At 59.1% G+C, this 16,581-nt stretch carries 16 protein-coding genes; 5 read left to right on the plus strand and 11 right to left on the minus strand.

Going from position 1 to position 16,581, the window contains the following annotated elements:
• Nucleotides 1-36 precede the first annotated feature (36 nt).
• The 6 genes from AB6729_RS14585 to AB6729_RS14610 form a co-directional block, all read right to left on the minus strand.
• Complete coding sequence (locus AB6729_RS14585) at nt 37-702, minus strand: riboflavin synthase (RefSeq protein WP_371082358.1); 666 nt, start codon at nt 700-702, stop codon at nt 37-39.
• A 9-nt stretch (nt 703-711) separates the two neighbouring features.
• Nucleotides 712-1,932: a bifunctional diaminohydroxyphosphoribosylaminopyrimidine deaminase/5-amino-6-(5-phosphoribosylamino)uracil reductase RibD gene (ribD, locus tag AB6729_RS14590; RefSeq protein WP_371082359.1), complete on the minus strand. Its 1,221-nt coding sequence runs from the start codon at nt 1,930-1,932 to the stop codon at nt 712-714.
• Between the two features lie 36 nt (nt 1,933-1,968).
• On the minus strand, nt 1,969-2,163 hold the full coding sequence (locus AB6729_RS14595) for a hypothetical protein (protein ID WP_371082360.1): 195 nt from the start codon (nt 2,161-2,163) through the stop codon (nt 1,969-1,971).
• A gap of 216 nt (nt 2,164-2,379) precedes the next feature.
• Nucleotides 2,380-3,279: a signal recognition particle-docking protein FtsY gene (gene ftsY / locus AB6729_RS14600; protein ID WP_371082626.1), complete on the minus strand. Its 900-nt coding sequence runs from the start codon at nt 3,277-3,279 to the stop codon at nt 2,380-2,382.
• Nucleotides 3,280-3,686: 407 nt separating this feature from the next.
• Entirely contained in the window at nt 3,687-4,385 is a 699-nt protein-coding gene (locus AB6729_RS14605) for a response regulator (protein WP_371082627.1), read from the minus strand.
• Between the two features lie 64 nt (nt 4,386-4,449).
• Entirely contained in the window at nt 4,450-5,142 is a 693-nt protein-coding gene (locus tag AB6729_RS14610) for a response regulator (protein WP_371082362.1), read from the minus strand.
• Between AB6729_RS14610 and AB6729_RS14615 the strand changes: the two genes are divergently transcribed.
• Nucleotides 5,141-6,166: a hypothetical protein gene (locus AB6729_RS14615; RefSeq protein ID WP_371082363.1), complete on the plus strand. Its 1,026-nt coding sequence runs from the start codon at nt 5,141-5,143 to the stop codon at nt 6,164-6,166. The two genes, AB6729_RS14610 and AB6729_RS14615, sit on opposite strands and share 2 nt — an antisense overlap.
• Nucleotides 6,167-6,171: 5 nt before the next feature.
• Here the strand turns inward: AB6729_RS14615 and AB6729_RS14620 are convergent, their stop codons facing one another.
• Nucleotides 6,172-6,660: a hypothetical protein gene (locus tag AB6729_RS14620; RefSeq protein ID WP_371082364.1), complete on the minus strand. Its 489-nt coding sequence runs from the start codon at nt 6,658-6,660 to the stop codon at nt 6,172-6,174.
• A gap of 843 nt (nt 6,661-7,503) precedes the next feature.
• On the opposite strand from AB6729_RS14620, the gene AB6729_RS14625 reads away from it, so the two are divergent.
• Nucleotides 7,504-9,249, plus strand: a complete 1,746-nt coding sequence (locus tag AB6729_RS14625) for an oleate hydratase (protein ID WP_371082365.1) — start codon at nt 7,504-7,506, stop codon at nt 9,247-9,249.
• Nucleotides 9,250-9,283: 34 nt separating this feature from the next.
• Here the strand turns inward: AB6729_RS14625 and AB6729_RS14630 are convergent, their stop codons facing one another.
• Nucleotides 9,284-10,168, minus strand: a complete 885-nt coding sequence (locus AB6729_RS14630; protein WP_371082366.1) for an EamA family transporter — start codon at nt 10,166-10,168, stop codon at nt 9,284-9,286.
• 651 nt (nt 10,169-10,819) lie between these two features.
• Nucleotides 10,820-11,716, minus strand: coding sequence for a DUF2076 domain-containing protein (locus tag AB6729_RS14635; RefSeq protein ID WP_371082367.1), 897 nt, complete (start codon nt 11,714-11,716; stop codon nt 10,820-10,822).
• 161 nt (nt 11,717-11,877) lie between these two features.
• Here AB6729_RS14635 and AB6729_RS14640 point away from each other — a divergent pair, with 161 nt between their 5' ends.
• Both AB6729_RS14640 and AB6729_RS14645 read left to right on the plus strand, forming a co-directional pair.
• Nucleotides 11,878-12,687: a hypothetical protein gene (locus AB6729_RS14640; protein WP_371082368.1), complete on the plus strand. Its 810-nt coding sequence runs from the start codon at nt 11,878-11,880 to the stop codon at nt 12,685-12,687.
• 102 nt (nt 12,688-12,789) lie between these two features.
• Nucleotides 12,790-13,221 (plus strand): GIY-YIG nuclease family protein, encoded by a 432-nt coding sequence (locus AB6729_RS14645; RefSeq protein ID WP_371082369.1) that lies wholly within the window; start codon nt 12,790-12,792, stop codon nt 13,219-13,221.
• A gap of 73 nt (nt 13,222-13,294) precedes the next feature.
• Here the strand turns inward: AB6729_RS14645 and AB6729_RS14650 are convergent, their stop codons facing one another.
• The gene (locus AB6729_RS14650) at nt 13,295-14,467 is read right to left on the minus strand and encodes an alanine--glyoxylate aminotransferase family protein (protein WP_371082370.1); all 1,173 of its coding nucleotides are present in this window, start codon (nt 14,465-14,467) and stop codon (nt 13,295-13,297) included.
• 96 nt (nt 14,468-14,563) lie between these two features.
• On the opposite strand from AB6729_RS14650, the gene AB6729_RS14655 reads away from it, so the two are divergent.
• A complete protein-coding gene (locus AB6729_RS14655; protein ID WP_371082371.1) occupies nt 14,564-15,031 on the plus strand; it encodes a GatB/YqeY domain-containing protein in 468 nt (155 codons plus the stop codon).
• A gap of 234 nt (nt 15,032-15,265) precedes the next feature.
• On the opposite strand, the gene AB6729_RS14660 is transcribed toward AB6729_RS14655, so the two are convergent.
• Nucleotides 15,266-16,561, minus strand: coding sequence for an ArnT family glycosyltransferase (locus tag AB6729_RS14660; RefSeq protein ID WP_371082372.1), 1,296 nt, complete (start codon nt 16,559-16,561; stop codon nt 15,266-15,268).
• Between the last annotated feature and the right edge of the window lie 20 nt (nt 16,562-16,581).

Raw genomic sequence — 16,581 nt, forward strand, 5'->3', positions numbered from 1 at the left:
CGCAGGCGATTGCCCTCCTGAATGCAGAAAATCTACTCAGAAGCCCGCAGCGATCAGTGAGCGTTCGGTAATCGACTCAGCAGCTGTCTTTTTCGCACGTTCTTCGGCATATTTTGCCAGCACATCCACTTCCAGGTTCACTGGGTCGCCCGGCTGCAGCGTGTGGATATTCGTTACCGCGTAAGTGTGTGGAATGAGGGCGACTGTCACTTCTTTGGCGCCGTCGGCTGCGGGTTCCACCTTTGCCACCGTGAGCGAGATGCCGTTGATGGCAATGGATCCCTTTTCCACGATGTACGGCGACAGCGCAGCAGGCGCGGCGATCTTCAGCGTCCAGTCGGTGTAGTCTGCATCGGACGTCACTGCTGTTAGCGATAGCAGATATCCCACGCCATCTACGTGTCCCTGAACGACATGGCCGCCCAGCGGTGTTCCCGCCGGCGTTGGCAGCTCCAGGTTCACACGGCTTCCCGATGCAAGATGTGTCAGCGACGTGCGACGGATGGTCTCTTCCAACAGGTCCGCCTCAAAGCTCTCCGGCGTGATGTTGAGCGCCGTCAGGCATACGCCAGAGACGGCGATCGAATCGCCTGTGCCAAGCTGCTTCGCCAATGTCGGTGCTGCCACATGAATGCGTGTGACGCCAACCTTTTTCTCCAGCGAAACTACGGTGCCCGTCTCTGCAATCAGCCCTGTGAACATATATCTATCTTAACGACTCACAGCGGAAGTGGGTGTGAGCGCAAACGTTTCCGCCCACGGATCGTGCAGTGTACCGCGCACACATGCGTCTACCTGTCGTGCGCCGTTACTTAGGTCGCTTACAAAGTCACAGCGATCGATATCGGAGAGTTGCTCAATCAAGCCGAACGCCGTGGGTCCATGCGAAGCAAACGGAACTGCGTTGCCGCCGAGTTCTGTTTCTGAGAAGAACAGCACGGCTTTATCTACCAGTCCTGCATTCAGGAACGCGCCATTCAATCCTGGGCCACTTTCCAGCAAAACACTAAGAATGTCCATGTCTCCGAGCCTCTTGAGCACAGCTCGCAGATCCAGTTCCAGTCTGCGTCCTTGTGTGCCGCGCTGGGCGGGCGTCAGTGTAGGAATGGTCTCCACAGTGACGCCACGCTGACGCAGCGCGCGTTGGCGATCATTCGGCGCATTCTTCGCGCAGAAAACAATCAGGTCGTCATTCGCGCTTTCTGCAAGCCGTGACGACAATGGCAAACGGCAATGTGTGTCCAGCACCACACGCAACAGACGCCTGCGGCGTTGCAGATTGCTGCGGTCGGTCATCATGGGATCGTCCGCCAGCACCGTGCCAATGCCGGTAAGGATCGCATCGCTAGCGTGACGGAAGCGATGTACTTCTTCGCGAGCGGCTGTGCCGGTGAGCCAGAAAGGAGCATTCGCGGTGCGTTGCACAGGCAACGGAGCCAGCATACCGTCCACACTTAATGCAGACTTCAATGTGACCAGTGGCATGCCGGTAATAATGTGTCGTGCAAAAGCATCGTTCATGCGGCGCGCTTCGCGATGCAGCAGGCCATGTTCCGCAAGGACGCCACCGTTCTCAAGAATTGCCATGCCTTTGCCTGCGACCAGCGGATTCGGGTCCAGCGTCGCTGCTACCACTCGCGCAATGCCCGCATCCAGCAGTGCGTTGGCACATGGCCCCGTGCGTCCATGGTGCGAACATGGCTCCAGTGTCACGTATGCCGTTGCGCCACGGACACGTTCACCCGCCTGTTTCATGGCAACGATTTCTGCGTGGTCGCGCAGGTCATAACGATGAGCACCTTCGCCTACGATCTCATTGCCATGCGCAATGACGCAGCCCACTTGAGGGTTCGGTGAGGCAAGCCCCAACGTTGCACGCGCAAGTTCCAGAGCGCGCTGCATGTGGGCTTTGTCTGTGGCAGAGAAAGGCATCTGTGCATGTGATGCTATCGCACGGCGGAACGACGCTTATGCGTAGGCCGTCTGCACCTTCACGCCAATCTGCCGCGAGGACAGTTCGTACAGCAGGAATGGATGGAGATTCACCGTATGGGCCAGGTCTCCTGCCGTCGCAGAGGATGCATCCACCTTGAAGGTGAAGATCATCTCCAGCAGCCCGTCTTCACCTGAAAATTCTGCGAGCGTTGCTTCATGCTCTTTCACGAAATGGAGCAAAGCTTCCAGTGCCTGATCGAAATGCGGCTGAGTAGAGCCCTGGAAAAGCGGAGCGTGCCATACGCTTGTTTTTCGGACGGAACTCCCGACCTGCTGGCCAGCGGTCATGCAGAAGACCGGCTGCGTCGCGAGTGTTTCTGTCAGGAATTGCAGATCACGCGAGACATGATGCACCTGAAGGCTGATGGTGAAAGGAGCTATGCGTTACCCCAGCAGAGAATCAAGAAATGCGTCGCTGTTGAAGGGAAGGATATCTTCCATCTTTTCACCGACGCCGGCAAAGACGACTGGCAGCTTGAGCTCACGTGCGATGGCGATGACGATACCGCCCTTCGCTGTGCCGTCGAGTTTTGTCAGCACAATACCAGTAACTCCCGCACTCTCAGTAAATAGTCGTGCCTGCTGCATGCCGTTTTGTCCGGTCGTTGCATCGAGTACGAGAAAGACCTGATGCGGAGCGCCCGGCACAAGCTTCTGCGCAGTGCGGCGCATCTTGTCCAACTCGGCCATCAGGCCAGCCTTGTTGTGCAGACGTCCGGCGGTATCGACGATGACAATGTCTGCACCGCGAGCCTTACCCGCAGTCAGCGAGTCATACAGCGCGGCGGACGGATCACCGCCCTGCTTCGTCTTGATGATGTCCACGCCAGAACGCTGCGCCCACACTTCCAATTGCTCAATTGCCGCAGCACGAAAGGTGTCTGCAGCGCAGAGCAGAGCTTTGCGTCCATGCGTGCCGTACAGCGCAGCCAGCTTGCCGCTGGTGGTGGTCTTGCCGGTTCCGTTTACACCCACCATCATGATGACTTCGGGCGCTTGCTTTGGATGATTCGTCGGCTGTGCCACAGAGTCGAGGATGGCGCGAAGCTCTTCCTTCAGCATCTGCTTCAATTCATCCGTGGTGGCCTTTTCGCGCAACGCTCGCTGACGTAGATTGCGCATGATCTCACTGGTAGTTGTGGCACCAATGTCCGCAGTCAGCAGAACGGCTTCCAGTTCATCCAGCGTGTCTTCATCGACAGTGCGGCCCATCGCCAGAACGTTGTCCAGTCCGGCTCCCAGCTGCGAACGTGTGCGTTCCACCGCATCGCGCATTTTGCCCATGAAGCTGGCGTCTTCTTCTGCTTCGCTGGCATAGCCACCGAATGAAAACGCGGAAGTCATCGGCTTCAGGACGAATTCGTTGCGTTGGGTATCAGGCGTGGTGATGAAGGCAGGTGTCACTACCTGTGGTTCAGGAGCGCGTTCGATGGTTTCTTTCGCGATTTGGTTTGGAACTTCGACCGGCAGTATTTCTGTGTTCTTGTGCTCCTGCAACTCGAACGCATTTTGCGGAGCTGCAATTTCCACGCTGGTGGAAGGCACTTCCTGAGCAGACGCGGCAGATTCAGAGCTCTCGCCGGTTACAGCAGAGCGGACACGTTCAAAGAAACTTGGCTTTCTCGGCTTGTCGTCCGAGTTGAAAAGCGAAATCGGCATCCCTACCAGTCTACGACCCTTGGGCGGGTGAGCTAAACCGGTTCCACCAGCTTGTGCGAGATAGCGAACAACGCCAGTTCCAGTCGAGTGGAAACACCGGTCTTGTCGAACGTGTTCGAGAGGTGCCGTTTTACAGTCTCTTCGCTGATGGTGAACTGCTTCGCGATGTCCTTGTTGGAGCAGCCTTCCACGATGCACTGCACCACTTCCAGTTCACGTGGTGTCAGGCCGAAGGTCTTCTTCTCAGGTGCAGCGGAGGCCTGCATCATCAGGCCATGCAAAGCCTGCAACAGGTTCACGACGCGCTCGCCGCCAATCCAGTAATCGCCGCTGGCTACGGCACGGATGGCTTCACTCAGATCGCCCGCAACGGAGTCCTTCAGCACAATGCCGCGCGCGCCAATCTGGAGTGCTTCAATGACCTGTTGTGTGGAGATGGTGCTGGTCAGCAGGATGATCTTGACCCGGGGTGACTTCGACATGATCGCCCGCATGGCTTCCAGGCCCGGCAGCTTGGGCATCTGCAGATCCAGCAGCAGGATATCCGGCTCATGTTCCAGGGTTTGAGTAATAGCATCTTCGCCGTCTTCGGCTTCTGCCACCACTTCAAAGCCCGGGTCTGTCATCAGCATGTTCTTCACGCCGAATCGGACTACGGGATGATCGTCCGCAACCACCAGCCGAATGCTGGAATTGCCGGAACGGGAACTCGTCTGCGAACTGCTATTCACGCCGGATGCGTTCTTCTGCAAAGCCCTGTCTCCAACGGTTATCGCCGTGCTTTCTCTGATGGCGCTAAAAGTCGCGCAAAAGAAGCTCCTCCAGCATACGGCGTACATGATTGATTTCCCGAAGAAATTCCGGAAAGGCGGGGGGTGGCATCGAACTCGCCAATCCGGCGTCTTCTACCGTGGATGCTAATGTGCGCAGACGGGTGGCACCGATCATGCCGCAGGAGCCCTTCAGGGCGTGGGCTTCCCTGCGGAGGGTGGTGGGGTCGTTGGCGGCGGTGGCCGCCTCCATGCGGTATACCCGCTGCTCGGCGTCGGTGAGGGCGAAGTCGTAGAGGGAGCGGAGCTGGGGTGTGGGCATGGCCTTCCGCATACGCTGGAAGGTGTCCGGGTCGATGGCGTGGTCTTGTGGTGCGGGGGGTGCCGGGGTGTCGGAGATGCGGCGGACTTCGGCAGGGTCGAAGGGCTTGGTCAGGAGTGCGTCGTAGCCCGTGATGTTGCCCTTTGACGTGGCGGTCATGGCCAGCAGGATGGGCTTGTTGGGGTAGGCGGAACGTAGATGGGAGGCTAGTTCTTCGCCGCACAGGCCGGGCATCTGGAGGTCGCTCAGGATGACTTCGGGTGCGATGGACGGTGCCAGTGCGAGGGCTTCGTCGCCGCTGGCGGCTTCGGTTACCGTCCATCCTTCTGCGGCGAGTAATAGGGTCAGCACTTCCCTTGTGGTCTCGTCATCGTCAATCAGGAGAAGGCGTTCCATGCAAGCACTCTACAGGGTTCTACAATCGGCTGAATCGAGTGTGATGAAGTTCTCCGTTGCCATTGCCGGTTTGTTTGTCGCTGTTTTTGCGATGGGGGTGGTGGGTGTGGTGACGGCGCAGGACGGGTCTGTTCCCGGGGAGTCGGTGTCAAGCCCGGTGGATGGGACGGCTGCGCGGTGGCAGCGGGTACTGTTGCCGCCTGCCGCCACTCCCATGGCTGAGCAGTGTGTGGTGGTGGATGCCGACCTGTATGCCCATGCCGCGCCGGGGTTGCGGGATGTGCGGCTGGTGCAGGACGGGCAGGAACTGCCGTATGCCATGGACGTGAGCTTCGACACCCGCGTGGGCGATGCCGCTGCGCCACCTGCGGACGACCGTGCCCTCTACGAGCCGGTGCAGACCATCCGCCTGCTGCCGCAGCCCACGGCAGGTATCGCCGGGTTGCAGACAGGGAATGTGCCGGATACCTACTACAACGAGACCCTGCTGTCGGCGCATGTGCCGGTGGAGCGGGTGCGGATTGTGCCTGCGCCCAAATCAGAGGCGACAGTGGAGCTACGCGCGTCGGCCCGCATGAACCTGGGACAGGCAGAGGAGTTACGTACCGTGCTGTCGGCGGCAAAGCCGGTTGTGCCGTTCACCATTGGCGCCAACCTGCAGGAACCTGCGGACGTCCTGGTGCGAGTCGTCGACCATGATGGCGCGCCGCAGGCCATTGTGCTGGAGATGCGGCGACGGGAGATCTGCTACCTGCCGCGGTCCATGTCGCCGGTACATATGTTGCTGGGGAATGCGACGGCGGTTCCTCCGCACTATGACTATGCGCTGCGCTTCCGGCCTAGCGCACAGCCTTTGCTGGCTGCGATGGGGCCGATGTCGCCGAATCCGGCTTACCAGCCGCAGCAGGCGTCCGCGCCCGTATTGCGGGTGAGTGCCGGTGTGCGCACTGCGGTGATGCTGGTGATCGTACTGGGGTCGCTGGCGGTGATGGCGTTTGCCATCGTGGAGCTGCGGCGGAAGTAAGCCGCCTACTTCGGCGGCGCCGTGCAGCCGGTTGGGTCGCGTCCGCTGTCGAGCGTCTCCATCGCGTTCCTGGCCACGATCACGTACTGCTCATATCCCGGCGCGTGTTCCGCCTTTTGGAGGAACACTTCCAGAGCGGTCTTTGCCTCGGGCAACCTGCACTGGTGCATGAGGTACTGTGCGTGGTTGAAGTAGGGTGTGTAGCACTTGGGAGCGGCCACGATGGAGAGCTGTGCGAGGCGCTCCACCTCGTTCCATTCGCCACGTGCGCGTGCGCCTTCAATGGGCAGGATGTACTTCACCTTGGGCGATGTGTCTGTGTAGTGCTGGCCGGAATCACTGTCGGAGACGACCTGTGTGCCGTCGACGGCGCAGGTGTAATGGATGGTCGCGGTGTCGTTCACGGGTTTGTGGTCGTCGTCACCGCCGCGACCCTGCGCACGGAGAAGAGGAGCGGCAAGGAAGATCAGGAGCGCGGTGGAAACGAATCGCATAGCGCAGCAATCGTACCAGCATTCTGAAACGATTCAGAACTTCTGTACTTCGTACTGTTCTCGACGCCTGTAGTGCCAGCCATGGTCGTTCCGTGGGCGCGCGGGGCTTGCTTCATACTCCTGTTTGTCTTTTTGGCCGCGCGGTTTTCTTGGTTTGGGTTTTTATGGCACGGCTGAAGCTGTGCCCCTTCAAAGAAGACGCGCTTTTGCGCGTTGGAGCTTCGCTTTTGCGAAGCTGGTTTGGTGGGTGGCTGGAAGCGGCTTGTGGGGGCTTTGGCAGGATGAGGGTTCGTCGGGATTCTTCGCTGCGCTCAGAATGACGGTCTTTCGACCGTATGAGCTTTGCTCGGAGTCTTTCAACCATTGAGCTTCGCTGGGGATAGTCTTTGACCGTTGGAGCTTGCTGGTCACGCTTTCGCACGAATGGAGCAGCTTTGCTGCTCTGCTCAGGTTAGCTTCGCGAACCGGGGGCACCCGGTTCTTTGGCTGGTGGTTGGTTTTGGGTTTCCTGATGCGTTGTAGAGGGTGTGGAGGAATGCAGGTCCTTCAGCTCCGCTTCGCTTCGTTCAGGATGACGGTCTGCGACTGTATGAGCTTCGCTGGGTGACGGTCTTTGGCCGTTGGAGATTCGCTGGGGATGGTCTTTGAGCGTATGTCTGCTTGCCAAGAGTGAATTTCTTTTTTACACCGCGACCATGAAACTGCTTCTGATCTTTGCATCTAACAGGCTGCCGCATTGACGTGTATGCGTTCTATCGAATTGCGGTGCAACTGCTGCATCTGAATAAGTGCTTCTCCGACTGCGAAGATAAGTGCTTCTACTGACTGCGAAGGAGACTCTCTGTGTATTACAGCAAGGGAAATTATGAGGCATTTGCTCGTCCGCGGAAGCCTGCGGGTGTGGATGAAAAGTCGGCATACCTGGTGGGTGGCGGGCTGTCTTCGCTGGCGGCTGCGGCATTTCTGATCCGCGATGGGCAGATGGATGGCGCGCGCATCACGATTCTGGAAGCGTCGAAGATGAGTGGTGGTGCACTGGATGGTGCGGGCGATGCGCAGACGGGATGGCTGATCCGTGGTGGCCGCGAGATGGAAGCGCATTTCGAGTGTCTGTGGGATCTTTATCGCTCGATTCCTTCGCTGGAGATCGAAGGCGCTTCTGTGCTGGATGAGTTTTACTGGCTCAACAAGGACGATCCAAATTTTTCGCTGGAGCGCGCAACCGTTGAGCAGGGGAAAGATGCCAGGACCGGCATGGACTTTACCCTGACGGGCAAAGCTCGCAAGGAGATTATCGAACTGGTGCTGGCGCTGCCGGAGCAGATGTATGAGAAGCGTATTAACGACGTGTTCAGCAAAGATTTCTTCGCGTCGAACTTCTGGCTGTACTGGCGCACGATGTTCGCGTTTGAGGAGTGGCATAGTGCGCTGGAGATGAAGCTGTATGTGCAGCGCTTCATTCATGCCATTCAAGGGCTGCCCGACTTCAGCGTGTTGAAGTTCACCAAATATAACCAGTACGAATCGCTGGTGCTGCCGCTGATCACATGGCTGCAGAAGCAGGGTGTGAAGGTGCAGTTCGACACGCAGGTGATGAATGTTGTGTTTGACATTGCGCCGGAGAAGAAAGTGGCGCGGCGCATTGAATGGATTCGCGAGGGTAAGGTTGGCGGAGTGGATCTGACGGAGAATGAACTTGTCTTCGTCACGAATGGATCGCTTGTTGAGAACTCGGAGTGGGGCGATCATCACACTGCGGCAAAGTTCGATCCCATTGTGCACGATGGAGGAAGCTGGCATCTGTGGCGCAACATTGCTGCGCAGGATCCGTCGTTTGGCAGGCCGGATAAGTTCTGCATGCGGCCTGAGGAGTCGCAGTGGGCATCGGCCTCGATCACGACACTGGATCAACGGATTCCGGCTTACATTGAGAAGATCGCGAAGCGACCGACACGCTCGGGCAAGGTGGTTACGGGCGGGATTGTGAGTGTGCGCGATTCGTCGTGGCTACTGAGCTGGACGGTGAATCGGCAACCGCACTTCGCGAAACAACCGGAAGACCAGACGGTGGTGTGGTTCTATGCGTTGTTCACAGACCGGCCAGGCGATTACGTGAAGAAGCCGATGCGCGACTGTACCGGCGAGGAGATCACGAAGGAGTGGCTCTTTCACCTTGGCGTGCCGGTGGATGAGATTGACCAGATGGCTGCAGATGGTGCGATTACCCGGCCCTGCATGATGCCGTTCATCACGGCTTTTTTCCTGACACGGAATGGCACCGATCGCCCGAAGGTGGTGCCGGATGGCGTGAAGAACTTTGCCTTCATCGGACAGTTTGCGGAGTCGACGCGTGACTGCATCTTTACCACGGAGTATTCGGTACGCACGGGCATGGAAGCGGTGTACCAGTTGTTGAATATCGATCGCGGCGTGCCCGAGGTGTTTGGTTCGATCTACGATGTGCGCGAACTGATTAAATCGACAGCCTTCCTTCGCGATCGCGAGAAGTTATCGATTCCTTTCTTCGCGAAAAAGTATGTCGAGAAAACGATCGTCGGCAGGCTGCTGGAAGAGTACGGAGTGATCTGACGTCAGACGTTCTGCGGACGAATGTTCGTCGGAACTACAGGGTGATGAGGGCTACTGCGGGTAAGGCGAGGAGCATGCCAAGGCGTTGGCGGCGAGAGGCTTTTTCGTGCAATAGCCAGGCTGCGAGCAGGATGGTTCCGGCGGGATAGATGGAGGCCAGTACCGCGGCGACGTCGAGGCGTCCCATGCGGGTGGCGGTCAGGTAGCTGAGATTGCCACCGGTGTCCAGGAGCGAGCCTCCGAGTATGTAGAGCAGTGTCTTTGCGTGGCGTGGATCGGGACGGCCTTTTTCGCGGAACGGCAACAGCAGAAGCAGGAGCAATATGGCCAGGGCGGTGGTGGACGAGCCGATACGGGCTGAGGCCATGCCCCACAGGACGCCGGATTGCCCTGCGAATTTCAGAGCTACGAAGTACATGCCGAAGCCGATGCCGCCGAGGATGGAAAGCGCCATTGCCTGTTGTGAGGCGGTGTGCGTGGGGTCGTTGGATGAGGCGATCATCCAGATGGCCGTTCCGGCGAGCAGGAAGCCGATGAGGCGGAGCAGGCCGGGTGCGCCGTCGAGGAAGGCGGAGACGACGGCGGGGACGATGGCGCAGAGGAGTCCGCTGACGGCGGCTGCTGAGCCCATGTGTCCGGTCGAGAGTGCGATGTAAAAGGCCACCAGCGAGACGGCTGCGATGACGCCTCCGCCGATGCCCCACCACAGGGCGGCGCCGGTGGGGAAGGGATCGCCGTGGAGGGCGGCCAGGGTGGCGACGACGGTGAGGCTGAGAAGATGGCCGATGAAAACGACCAGCAGGGCTCCGCGGACGGTGCTGCCCACGCGACGGACGGCGATGGAGCCGGCGAAGTCGCCACCACCCCACAGGGCTGCGGCAAGCAGTCCGAAGGCCGCGTTTGCCCCGAGGAAGGTCATACTTAATGTTACCCTTACGGGTTTTTGATGGGGCCTTACGATAGGCTTTCACTCTGCTCGTTCCGAGAGGGGACGACCTTCGGTCGTTTGGGCTTCGCCTTGCGAAGCTGGTTTGGGTTTGGTGGCTGGAAGCTTGTGGGGTCTTGGCAGGATGAGGGTTCGTCGGGATTCTTCGCTGCGCTCAGAATGACTGTCTTTGCCCGGTGGGAGCTTCACTGGTTCACGCTTTCGCGTGAATGGAGCAGCTTTGCTGCTCGGCCCAGGTTAGCTTCGCGAACCTGGGGCACCCGGTTCTTTGGTTGGTGGTTTGTTGGGGTTTCCTGGTGCGTTGTAGAGGGTTGAGGGAATGCAGGTCCTTCGGCTTCACTTCGTTTCGCTCAGGATGACGATTCTTCGAATCGTATGAGCTTCGCTGGATGACGGTCGACTTCACTTCGTTTTGCTCAGGATGACGGTCTTCGACCGTTTGAGCTTCGCTGGGGGATGCACTTGTGTGCGTTGGATCGCGGTACTTCGTACGGTTCTCGAAATGCTGCGCGATGGCCCACGTCTCAGAATCGAGACGTGGGGCACCCGGCGTGTAACGTTCTCGAAAAGCCGCGCGATGCCCAGGTTCATTAGGCGAACCTGGTGCACCCGTTGCGTTGATGGTTAGAAGCCGTTGTCGTCGTTTCCGCTGAAGTCGCTGCTGCTGTCATCGAAGTTGCTGGAGTCGTCCGCGAAGGCGTCGGAGCCGCTGTTGTCGCCGCTGTCGAAGAAGCCCTGGGATTCGCCGCGACGGTCTTCGATGTCGGAGGAGATGTTGCTGCCGTAGCCGTCGGCCTGGGCGAGACGGTCGCCGAAGCCGCCGCCTGTGTCGCGGTCGCCGGCGTTGTCGTAGTAGTTGTTTACGGTTTCGCCGCCGGTGAAGCCGCGTTCATGGCCGCTGGAGAAGACGTCTTCCAGGGCGCGGAAGGCCATCTCGCCTGCGACGACGCCAGCGGCGGTCTGCATGGCTCCCTGAAGGAAGCCGCCACCACCACCGAACATGCCTCCGCCCATAGGGGGCGCGGGGTATCCACCGGCGTAATAGCCACCCTGTAGCGGATAGCCGGGGTATGCCTGCGGCGGTGGTGGGGGATAGCCCGGCTGCGGCGGGTAGTAGCCCGTGGGCTGTGTGTAGGCCGGCGGAGCGTTACGTACGGGGGCGTAGCTGGCGTTGCCTGCGCTGGTGCCTGTGGGGTTGTTGTATTGCGCGGGCGGCGGTGCCTGCTGGGGTTCTTCTTTGTTGAGGCCAAAGAGGTTGCCGAGGAAGCTGCCGTGCTTTTCGCCGCTGCCGGATTGCCTGAGGCGCTCGATTTCCTCGCGCGCGGCCTGCAGGTCCGTCTGTGATTTCTCCATGGCGAACTGCTGCACCAGCACCGTCTGGCAGAGGATGTAGAGCGCGTCGGGATTCTGGCTGAAACGCGTCTGGAGCAGGCGTTCCGCGTCGGTGTCCTTGGTTTGAAGCTGGGTAGAGTTCACACGTTCGATGAGGCCGTTGAGGAGTTGCTCTTCCTGCTGTGTCATTGCTGCCTTTCCGGGCCGGACGCTGGCGTCCGTCACCGCAACCATTCCAATGGACGCTGGTGCCCACGGAAAGTTGTCCTTCTAGTGACAGGGTACGCGCGGATTGATTTCGCAGTTCCATTTTCATTCCGGGACGTCTTACGGATGCGATGATGATTTCCATGCGTAAAGTCCTTCCCCTGGCATTTCTGGCGGCGATGGCCGCTCCCTCCCAGACGAACAAGCCGCTGCCTGATATGGAGAGTCTGCGCATGCGGGCGCTGGAGGTGAACAAAGCCACCGAGGCGCAACGCGAGCGTTACCTGTGCCGCATTCGCACGGAGACGATTGAGCTGGATGGCAAGGGTAATCAAAAAAAGGTGGATGCGGATGAGCGCGAAATCTTCTTTGTGAAGCAGCGGCAGATTACGCAGACGGTCACGCATAACGGCAAACCGCTGAGCGAACATGACGCAAAGAAAGAGATCGACAAGGTCAAGAAACAGATTGCGGATGCAGAGGCGGGGAAGCCCAATGAGATGGGAATTTCGCAGGCACAGATTGTCAAATTAATTAAGCTAACGAACGAACGGCGCGTGATGATTAACGGTCGGCCTACGATTCTGTTTGATGGCGTGGGCAACCCACAGGCGAAGGCCAGCGGCATGATCGAGAAGGCTGTGCAGGCGATGGAAGGCACCATTGCCGTGGACGAAGCCACAGGGCATGTGCAGGATACGAATGTGCATGGCGTGCGCGATGTGAAACTGGCAGGCGGGCTTCTGGCCAATATTCATAAGGGTTTTCTGCTGCACATTATTACGGCTCCGCGCAATGATGGTGTTTGGCTGGTGCAGGAGGTTTGGGGTTCGGGCGATGCGCGTGTGGGGTTGTTTATGCATCCGAGCTATCGCTTTCACCAGATCACGGAGGGTTGCCGTTTGTTTGATGTGAAGGCGGATTCGGCGGAGGCTTTGCAGGAGAAGCATTAGTGGATTCTTGTGTGTTGCGTTGGTTGTCATTCTGAGCAAAGCGAAGAATCCCGACGAGGCCTATCCTTTCAATGCTGTTGATTGCTTTTTGCCGGAGAGTTCATGCCGCAGGGCTTCGTCTACATTCTGGGGAGTGATTCGGGAACACTTTACATTGGTGTGACAAGTGACCTGTCGAAGCGAGTCCTCGAACATAAGCGCGGTGAAGGATCGCAGTTCACCACGCGATACGGCTGTCACCGGTTGTTGTATTACGAGTTGTTCGACGATATCCGTAGTGCGATTGATCGCGAGAAATCTCTAAAAGGGAAGACGCGTCAGAAGAAGCTCGATTTGATTCGGACGATGAATCCGGAGTTCAAAGACCTTGCTGCGACCTGGGGATGGCCTTCTGTTGGACCGAAGCAGAGTATGGCGGAGACAGACCGGGCTGTTGAGGACTGGGCGTTTGGCACTTCGGAGCTTCGTACGAGAAAGCGGGAGGGGTTGTTGTCCAGGAAAACTCGTCGGGATTCTTCGCTTCGCTCAGAATGACCCTTCCAAGAGAGATACAGGAGAAACACAAGAGCCCAGCTTTCGCTGGGCTCTTGTGTCTTTCCTGAGTGGGTTATTTCGCAGCTTCGGCGAAGACCTTTTGTGCCGGGATGAGCGCGGTGCCGAACTGGACGTTGGGCAGCTTCAGGTCAGTGACTGCGACCTGCTCCAGTGCTGCGAGCAGCGCCATGGTGTCCAGGAAGTCAAAGAAGCCGAGGTGGGCGATGCGGAAGAGCTGGCCCTTCATTTCGCCCTGGCCGTTGGTGATGATGGCTCCGAAGCGTGTCTTCAGGGCCTTCACGATGACGCCCGAATCCACTCCTTCCGGCGCCAGTACCGCGGTGGCGGCGGGCGATGGCGAGGTGGAGAAGAGCTTGAAGCCGAGGGCGACGCAGGCTTCACGCGTCATCTTGGCGATGACCTGTGCGTTGTCGACCAGCTTGGCGCGGCCTGCGGCGAGATCGCCGTCTGCCTGACCTGCGATGTAGTCCAGCGCGGCTCCGAGTGCGGCGATGAGAGCGACAGCGGGGGTGTAGGCGCTTTCGCCGTTCTTTGCGTTCTTGCGCTCCTTGCGGAGGTCGAAGTAGTAGCGCGGATTGTACGTGCCTTCCATGCGCTCCCATGCGCGTTCGCTGACGGCGAGATAGCTGAGACCCGGGGGGATCATGACGGCCTTCTGCGATCCGCCGACGAGTACGTCGACTCCCCATGCGTCCATGTCGAGCGGCGTGGTGCCAAGGCCGGTGATGGCATCGACGATGAGCAGAGCTTCGCTGTTGGCTTCCTTCAGAAGTTTGGCAACGCCTTCCACGTCGTGGCTGGTGCCGGTGGAGGTTTCGCTGGCCTGCATGAAGACGGCGCGGGTCTCCAGCTTGAGGGCTTCCTTGACTTCGTTCAGGTCGAAGGTCTGGCCGTAGGGCTTGCTGATGACGTCGACGGAGCAGCCGAAGGCCTTGGCAAGAGCCGTCCAGCGCTCGCCGAACTTGCCTGCGGTGAGGACCAGGACGCGGTCGCCGGGCGAGGTCAGGTTGGAGACGGACGCTTCCATGGCGCCGGTGCCGGACGAGGAGAGGATGATGACGTCGTTCTTGGTGCCGACGAAGTCCTTCAACTGGGCGAGGACGCGCGAATACAGGGCGCGGAACTCGGGCGTGCGGTGGTGGATGTCCGCGGCTGCCATGGCAAACTGTGCAGCGGGAAGCAGGGGCGTCGGACCGGGCGTGAACAGGCGTGTTTTGCGGATCATGCTTCTAGTTTAGCGAGTCAGACTTCAGAGAGTCAGCCAGCCCGCGATTTCTTTTGCTGATCGGCAGTAAACTCTTGTTGAAAGAAGGTTTGAGCGATGGCTATCGGAGAGAAGATCGGCAAAGACATCATTGAAGCGATGAAGGCGAGGGACAGCTTTCGCACGGAGACGCTGCGCATGGTGAAGTCCGCGTTGAAGAGCAAGGAGATCGATAAGCGCAGCGCGTTGACGGAATCCGAAGAGCTGGTCGTGTTGCAGACCATGGTGAAGCAGCGGAAGGACGCTGCGGAGCAGTTTGCGAAGGGAAATCGTCCGGAACTGGCGCAGAAGGAACTGGACGAGATCAAGATGCTGGAGGCATACATGCCGCAGACCGCCAGCGAAGAGGAGATTCGCGCGGTGGTGCAGGGTGCGCTGCACACCATGGCGAATGATGGCGTGAAGCCGGGGCCGAAGGATATGGGGCCTGCGATGCGCGTGGTGCAGCAACGCATCATGGCGGATGGTTTGCACGTGGATAACAAGCTGGTGAGTTCGATTGTGAAGGAAGAGCTGGCGAAGTAGGTACTTCGTATGGTGCTTGTGAGCGGAGACGAACTTCGTTCGTTTGATCGCACTTATGTGCGATACCCAGGTTAGCTTCGCGAACCTGGGGCACCCGGTTTCGTGGCTGCTGATTCGTTTGGGCTGCCGATGCGTTGTAGAAGGCTGAGAAGAAAGCAGGTCCTTTGGCTTCACTTCGTTTCGCTCAGGATGACGGTCTTCAACCGTACGAGCTTCGCTGGATTTGTTGAAGAGTTATGCAACGGTCTTGCGGTGGGTTGCGCTTTGGAAGAGGTAGACGCCGAGGATGCAGATGAGCGGCTCCAGTGTGTGGCGGAAGCGGGCCTGTACAGTGACCAGGTAGTAGGGCAGTGGGAGCAGGAGGAATGCTGAGAGGAAGACCCATGCGGCGGGTTTCCTGCGCCGCACTGCGAGCGCCGCACCGAGGATGCCGCAGAGTGAGAGGAACTGGAAGCTCATCAGGCGGAGGTATTCGAGGATGCCTGCTTCTTCTACGCTTTTGGGTACGCCCATCCAGTACATCCATGCGCGTTTCATGCTGAGTTTCGCGAAGCGGCCGGGGTGCGCCTTGATCCATGCGTTGGCTTTTGCGGCGCGGTCGGCGGCCCATGCGGGTTCGCCCATGCGTGCGTATTCAGCGAGGATCTGATGGTTTTCCAGCGGTACGGTGCGGCCCCAGGGGAAGCCGGTGGACCAGTCGGAGTTGCCTTCGTAGTTTTCCGCGCCGAAGTTGTCACGCAAGGGGATGAAGCGGTGGAAGACGGCGTAGTTGCGTGCAGTCCAGGGGGCGATAACGGCGAGGAAGAGCACGGCAGCGAGGGTTGCTTTGCCGATTCGCACTTTGAGTATTGTGGATGAGAAGAAGGGCGCGGCCAGGATGTAGAGCGCCATCACCGGCAGCATGATGAGCGGTGATGGATTGACCATAGCGAGTACGCCCCAGAGCAGGCCGAATGCCGCCCACTGTTGCCATGTCTGTTCGTATTGTTTCTGGTCGCCGACGCCGCGCATGCGCAGTGTGAGGACGAACAGCGCGGTGAAGATGCAGGTGGTGGTGGTCATCTCCCAGATCCAGCGAACGGCGTATTGCATGGCGGCAGGGTAGAGCGCCCAGAGCCAGCCGCTCCACAGGGCGACGCGGCGGTTGAAGCATCGCAGGCCGATCTCATAGCAGAAGACAGCGGTGAGCGCGGAGAGCAGGGAGTTGAACGTGAGCAGAACGAAGGCGGAGAGTTTCGAATAGACACCGAAGATGCGGAAGACGCCGCCGACCAGCAGCGTGTAGCCGGGTGGAACCCATGCCGTGGGGCCTGTGTGACCGGTGAAGGGATCGGCGTAGCCGTGGCCGGTGGCGAGGGCGCGGCCGATGCGGCCCATCTCCCAGCCAAATTCAAAGTGGTCGTCGCTGGGGCGCACTTTGAAGGTGTGGGCCAGCAGGATGTACAGCACGCGCACGATGAAGGCAGCGGTGAAGATCTGCCAGAGGGCGCGGCGGTCGTTTGATGTGGCTTTGGATTGAACTTCGGTCACCTCAATTACCTTAACGCGCG

This window comes from Terriglobus sp. RCC_193, from assembly GCF_041355105.1.
Lineage (GTDB): Bacteria > Acidobacteriota > Terriglobia > Terriglobales > Acidobacteriaceae > Terriglobus.

Excerpts from the sequence above, each read along its gene's own strand:
- AB6729_RS14655 (WP_371082371.1), top strand. The coding sequence starts at position 14,564 with ATGGCTATCGGAGAGAAGATCGGCAAAGACATCATTGAAGCGATGAAG.
- ribD (WP_371082359.1), bottom strand. The coding sequence starts at position 1,932 with ATGCCTTTCTCTGCCACAGACAAAGCCCACATGCAGCGCGCTCTGGAA.
- AB6729_RS14640 (WP_371082368.1), top strand. The coding sequence starts at position 11,878 with ATGCGTAAAGTCCTTCCCCTGGCATTTCTGGCGGCGATGGCCGCTCCC.
- AB6729_RS14585 (WP_371082358.1), bottom strand. The coding sequence starts at position 702 with ATGTTCACAGGGCTGATTGCAGAGACGGGCACCGTAGTTTCGCTGGAG.
- AB6729_RS14610 (WP_371082362.1), bottom strand. The coding sequence starts at position 5,142 with ATGGAACGCCTTCTCCTGATTGACGATGACGAGACCACAAGGGAAGTG.
- AB6729_RS14650 (WP_371082370.1), bottom strand. The coding sequence starts at position 14,467 with ATGATCCGCAAAACACGCCTGTTCACGCCCGGTCCGACGCCCCTGCTT.
- AB6729_RS14645 (WP_371082369.1), top strand. The coding sequence starts at position 12,790 with ATGCCGCAGGGCTTCGTCTACATTCTGGGGAGTGATTCGGGAACACTT.
- AB6729_RS14635 (WP_371082367.1), bottom strand. The coding sequence starts at position 11,716 with ATGACACAGCAGGAAGAGCAACTCCTCAACGGCCTCATCGAACGTGTG.
- AB6729_RS14615 (WP_371082363.1), top strand. The coding sequence starts at position 5,141 with ATGCAAGCACTCTACAGGGTTCTACAATCGGCTGAATCGAGTGTGATG.
- AB6729_RS14620 (WP_371082364.1), bottom strand. The coding sequence starts at position 6,660 with ATGCGATTCGTTTCCACCGCGCTCCTGATCTTCCTTGCCGCTCCTCTT.
- ftsY (WP_371082626.1), bottom strand. The coding sequence starts at position 3,279 with ATGGGCAAAATGCGCGATGCGGTGGAACGCACACGTTCGCAGCTGGGA.
- AB6729_RS14630 (WP_371082366.1), bottom strand. The coding sequence starts at position 10,168 with ATGACCTTCCTCGGGGCAAACGCGGCCTTCGGACTGCTTGCCGCAGCC.